We start from the raw sequence: 5,232 nt of genomic DNA on the forward strand, positions 1-5,232 counted from the left end.
TTTTTGTCTTTTCTCTTTTCTTTATGGGCAGGATTTGTTTTTTTTCGAATTTTTTCTGTTTATTCATGGAAAAGCCGTCAAAAAAATATCTGAAAATCCGTATCAGCAGGTTGTATTGCCATTGTCAGGGCCTTATCAGCTTGTTGAAGGTCGGGCGATAAATTTCTGTCATACCGGTTTACCGATAGCTGAAGGGAAACAGTTTTTCTTTGTATTTAATTGTTTTTCTGAGGATTTCCTCTCCCGTGTTGCAGTTAAAAAGGGCCTGGAAATGGTATTGATTCAGGATCTTCCTGGTCTGTATCCGGTGAACAATATTCCTGGCCAGGCTTAAATGTGTTTTTTCAGCAAGTCCATGTAAATGGAGAATGGAAAGAGGGAGGAGAGTCAGACCTTTCATCGTTTCTCCATGGTGTGTGCATATTGATACGGCATGGTTAAGGAGTTGTTGTGCGTATTGTTGTTTTTTAGTCAGCAGACAAAGCCGGGCAAGGTTTGTGGCGGTAAATTGCCAGGGGTGTTTGTCTTTCTGTAAGGTTTGTCTGATATGGTTGCTGAGGATTGTCTGATTGATTTTGAATACCCGGGACTCGGAAATATCAGCAAGAAAACGACAGAGAAGACAGAATTGAAAACGGTACTGATTCCTGTTTTGTTCGGTTTCCTCGAATATATCAAGCCACTGCTCGACTTGATGTTCTTCTGAAAAGTCCAGATACCGAAAGAGCAATGTTTCTGCTTCAGCCCATTGGTGTCGGTCAAGTAATCCGTAAATAAGGTATGAGCTGATTCTTTTCCTCTCTTCTTTATATGTTTTGCCAAAAGCAGCACAACCATTGTCCGTGGCACAGGCTAATGACTCAAAATAATCCGGGCCGCAGAAGCCGTAATTCTGGGCAAGGGTTCCATACATTGCGCCAAGCTGCCAGCTGTCCTCCTGTAGAAAGTTGTGAAGTTCTTTTTCGTGATCCAGTTGTCTGGAGAAAAGCTCCGGTGGTTCGGGCCTGAAATCAAACATGTTAAATCGTTGGCCGACAAAATCATTGTTGGCGAGTTGGGATATTGTTCTTTTTCTGGAATGGGTCGCAGCAAAATCCAGTATGATTTTGCTCCATTTTCTGCTCTGTTCCGGGGCGCCGAGATGGTTCCAGCAGGCAAGTTGGCCAAGGCAGTAATAAATAGTGTCCAGCGTACTTTCTGTATCAGGTTTTGTAAGTTCATCGGGTGTGGGCAATGATTCCAGAAAATCGGGGTATTGCAGCCTGTAACTGTTTTGCCGAAGGCATGTTGCAAGCAGGCCCAGGTATTTCCCGGGATTTCTGCGGATTTCCGCCAGGGGAGCCGATAAATCAAATAATGAGAAAAATTGATCAGGTAACTGGTCAAATTGTTTGAGCAGGGTTGCCGGATCTTTTGCTGCGAGAAGGCAGAGAGAATAAGTTATATTGTTCTGTCGGGACAGGAAAAGGTTGAGGATAAGAACAGCTTCTCCAAGATTTTCAACAGGAATGAGTCTGAGGCCATTGTCGGAGGTGTGGTGCGGCGCCGGAACAATGAAGAGGCTGTTTTTCATGGTGAAAACCTGCCGCTTTCTGTTTATATCCCGTACAGGGCCGACGCGTCCTTTTTCAGAGAGTGTCCCTGTGGCGTAGAAATTTTCCGGCCACATTTTTTTTTCTTTCAGAAGATGGAGTGCCAGGCCTGTGGCCAGTCCGAGGGATTCCCCCTGGAGTGGCGGGCTGTTGTCGTCCTGCAGTGTCCAGAACAGAAGAGTGCTGTTTTTGAGTATCCCTGAGCTGTTCTGCAGCTGGAATGCTGTTATTATGGCTTTTTGACTGTTGCTTCCGATTGGTGGAGATGATTGGAAAACAACCCTGTCGCCTTTCGGAAAAAGTCCAATAAAGCAGGTAAGAAGACGGCTTCTGTACCCCTGGGTTACCACTACGGGAAAACTGATCCAGATGGCTGTCGAGAGGGGATGGTTGAATCGTTCGCCAAATATTTTTCCGGTAATGTTCGATTTAGATAAAAAGAGAAGTTTTTCGGAAGGAGAAGTTAAGAGCAGCGCGGAACTTAACAGGTGACGTTCAAGAAGGTCCTGGTGCTTCTCAGAACGGCAGAGGCTGCGCAGACGGTCGATGGTCAAAATGTCGGGAAGTGGAACCGGGGCTGACTGTTTCAGTCTGAATTCCGCATTTCCGGGGGACTTACGCAGCAGGGTCTCAAGGTCATGCCAGTGGCTGGGTGATTCGTACGTATTATTCTTTTCTGGTAATGATACGGACAACATACTCTCCCTGTTCGATATCGTTTTCGCCAATCTGGAAAAGTGCCCAGAAGAAATCTCCTTCCGCGCCGAATTCCCCAGGAAGCGGATCAAAAAAATGGTTTTTTGTTTTCAGGCCGAAGAGAATAGTACTGTTTTCTGAGGGGTTTTCTGTAAAATGACCGCTTACATGCAACAGTTGGCCTTCACGTTGCCAGAGAGTGATGTTCATACCCGTAACGTTAACAGCGGTAAGACGGTCATTTTCAAAAAGAAAATTGAGGCAGTATTCTGTGGTTTCAAGTTTATCCGATGCAGCCAGTGGCAACAGGTTATCCGGAATTCCTGTTGAAAGGAGGAGGTCGTTGACTGTTGCGGGGAGCTTGTCCGGAACCGGCAGCCCCAGGTCTGAGAGTTGTACTGCTGTTTCCTGAACAGTGTTTTCGTATTGGGCCAGTAATGGTCTGACAGCTTTTGAGGAAAAGAAAAAACCTGTTTCCACCTCCATCTGGCGGAAAAACCAGAGAAGAGACCCTGGCTCAATCTGTTGTGTCTGATATTCGTCAGCTGTTGAAGTTATGAGGCCCGTAGAGGGAATAACAGTACCGTAACAGGTGTCAAAGTCTTCTTTACGAAGAGTGTACCTGTTCCATGGCTGGCAGAATCCGGATCGGGGTAATTCAAATCTCAGGTCATCAATTCCTGCCATGGTACAGTCTCCATAGCTTTGGGAAACTTCCACGCAGTCTTCATAAACTGCAATAATTACGACCAGGGGGGGGGTGTAATAACGTTTTTTGGGTCCCCAGCCTCCCAGTTCCTGTTTCAGGGCCCAGAGTTCACCGGGTAAAGGTCTTTTATCTGAAAATTTTCGGCTGAGGGTTGTACTGCCGCAGTTGGGATTTTCATTGGCTTTTTGTGGCCGAGCCATAGCATCCGGCCATGCCGGTTTATCTGCTTTCTTAAAGGTGGAGAGAGCAGGGAATGAACAGTTTTCAGATAACTGTTGTTTTCGTTCCTGTCTACACCAGGGGCAGTGGTCCAGATGTGCCTGCAGTTCTTCAGTGTTGCCTCCAAAGAGCAGGGTGTCCGGTGGACAGCATCGTATGCGCCAGGCTGTTTTCCAGGATAAATAAGCTGCGTGTGTTCTGACGGTTTTTGTCATGATATTTTCGGGGAAATAAAAAAACTCTTTATTTACTGTTACGGACTTTTCGTTGTTTTTTTGCACTCTTCAATTATTTTATCAATAAAGATTTCGCCACAGGTGGCAGGCAGTTCGGAGAGAGGTGGTCCGGGCCAGTTTTGTGTAAATTCAAGAAGGGATTTTTTGCAGAAAGAAAATTGCCGATGTACTCTGTTATGGTCATTAGCTCCAATTAAATCAGCAATTTTTTTCAGCCCGACAGGCGGATCCTGCAGTCTCAGGCAAAATATTTTTCGTTGCTCTCGGGACCATGTTTCGACCAGTTGCGCTGCCACTATTTTAATACTCTTCAGAAAGTTGGCTGCATCCAGTTCAGATTCGGAATCGATTTTGCTGCCCGTCGCCACCGGCTGCTTTGTTTCCCGGGGGGCCAGAAGCCATGGATGATTAAATAAGATATATTTGCACAGGTCATTCAGTGCAAGAAACGAAACATCTGCTCTTCTGGTTGCTTCAGCCCAGAAAATACGTGCTGAGTTTTTCAGGAAACGGGCGGTGAATATTTCTTTGTCCGGTTTTTCTGTCTCAGTTGGTAATAAGGGCCAGGAAGTGAAATCTTCATTGGAAAAAATTGTTGTTACATCTGTTTTCGACTGGCTGTCTGTCGGGATACGATAGATGAAGCCATTGTTCTTTGTTGATTTCGTCTCAAACAGGGAATCAAGAGACAAAGTCTGGCGCAATCGTCTGTAGAGATAACCTGCCGGATTTGCCTTTTTACTGCGTGCTTTTTCCCCCAGTTGCCAGAGAAATTTATTTTTTGCAAGATAAAAAAGTTTAGTGAAATTCCCTGTTTCGATCAGGTAAATCTGGTCCGGATGTTGTTCAAGTTGAGGAAGAAAATGGTCCATGAAAAAGAGGTAAAAATCGTGGGCAATTTCCTCCTTAAGGTTCTTAGTTTCTGAATTATCGGCAGGCAGGTGATATGGCCATATGGTTGTCAACGGGCCGCTGTTTTTCACCTCTTTAAGTAAACTTCCTGCGATAAACTTGAGATATTTATACCCTTCATCTCCGTTAAGCCATGCAGCCAGTTCACTTTTGATTGTTTTCATTTCGTCTGTTTTGCCGATAGTGTCTTTTGATGCAGCTCGACGGCACTTTTCCCTTGAAAATCGGAGGCATTTGAAAACGAACATCCAAGGGAATTGTAAACCTGAACCGTTCCACAAGAAAAGAGTTGCGGTCAATGGTTGTTTCTTTCATTTCCAGTCTGCAGTTTTTTCTGATGTAGCGCATATTTTCAGATCCTCTGGAGGAGCAGGGGCACACCTGGGGACCTGACGGAAAGGCACAGAGGACAAAAACCGGATGAGATATATGTGTTTTTCGAAATGTTGCCGGAAACCGGCCTGTCCATTCTCTGAGATCATGATCTGATACTCCGGCAAAAAACATGTTCTTCTTCCAATGTGCGGGAGGAAGCTTCTTGATAGCATTGCCAAGGACTGAGAGATCTGGTCTGCAGAGATGATTTAAAAGTTCTGTCCGTATTTTTCCCATACTGTAATATGTCTCAAATCAACTCAATTTGAAAGATATTTTTGCAGCTATTATAAGGCAGGAAGATAACTGGTGCCTGTCTGACTGATTCAGCCCAGAGCCACATCAAGAATCATCATTGTGGCAAATCCCGTCATTGTGGCCATGGTGACAATATCTATATTGGCATAATTTCTCTGGGATTCGGGAATCAGTTCTTCCACGACGACAAAAATCATTGCTCCGGCGGCAAAGCAGAGGGCGTAGGGGAGGATAT

General features: G+C 45.2%; 4 protein-coding genes and 1 pseudogene. All 5 read right to left on the minus strand.

The genetic code is table 11. The annotated features are described in order from the left end of the window. Window positions 1–178: 178 nt before the first annotated feature. The gene (locus tag ACXLDX_RS10600; RefSeq protein WP_457577155.1) at window positions 179–2,290 is read right to left on the minus strand and encodes a hypothetical protein; all 2,112 of its coding nucleotides are present in this window, start codon (window positions 2,288–2,290) and stop codon (window positions 179–181) included. Beyond that, entirely contained in the window at window positions 2,259–3,431 is a 1,173-nt protein-coding gene (locus ACXLDX_RS10605; RefSeq protein ID WP_457577156.1) for a hypothetical protein, read from the minus strand. Before ACXLDX_RS10605 ends, ACXLDX_RS10600 begins: the two co-directional genes overlap by 32 nt. Before the next feature lie 38 nt (window positions 3,432–3,469). Continuing rightward, window positions 3,470–4,528 carry a hypothetical protein gene (locus ACXLDX_RS10610; RefSeq protein ID WP_457577157.1) on the minus strand — a complete coding sequence of 353 codons (1,059 nt, stop codon included), beginning with the start codon at window positions 4,526–4,528 and terminating at the stop codon, window positions 3,470–3,472. After that, window positions 4,509–4,712 (minus strand): hypothetical protein, encoded by a 204-nt coding sequence (locus ACXLDX_RS10615; protein ID WP_457577158.1) that lies wholly within the window; start codon window positions 4,710–4,712, stop codon window positions 4,509–4,511. Before ACXLDX_RS10615 ends, ACXLDX_RS10610 begins: the two co-directional genes overlap by 20 nt. 353 nt (window positions 4,713–5,065) lie before the next feature. Next, window positions 5,066–5,232 (minus strand): annotated as a pseudogene (locus tag ACXLDX_RS10620) (ZIP family metal transporter); the annotation flags it as partial.

It is taken from the genome of Desulfomarina sp., from assembly GCF_054039375.1.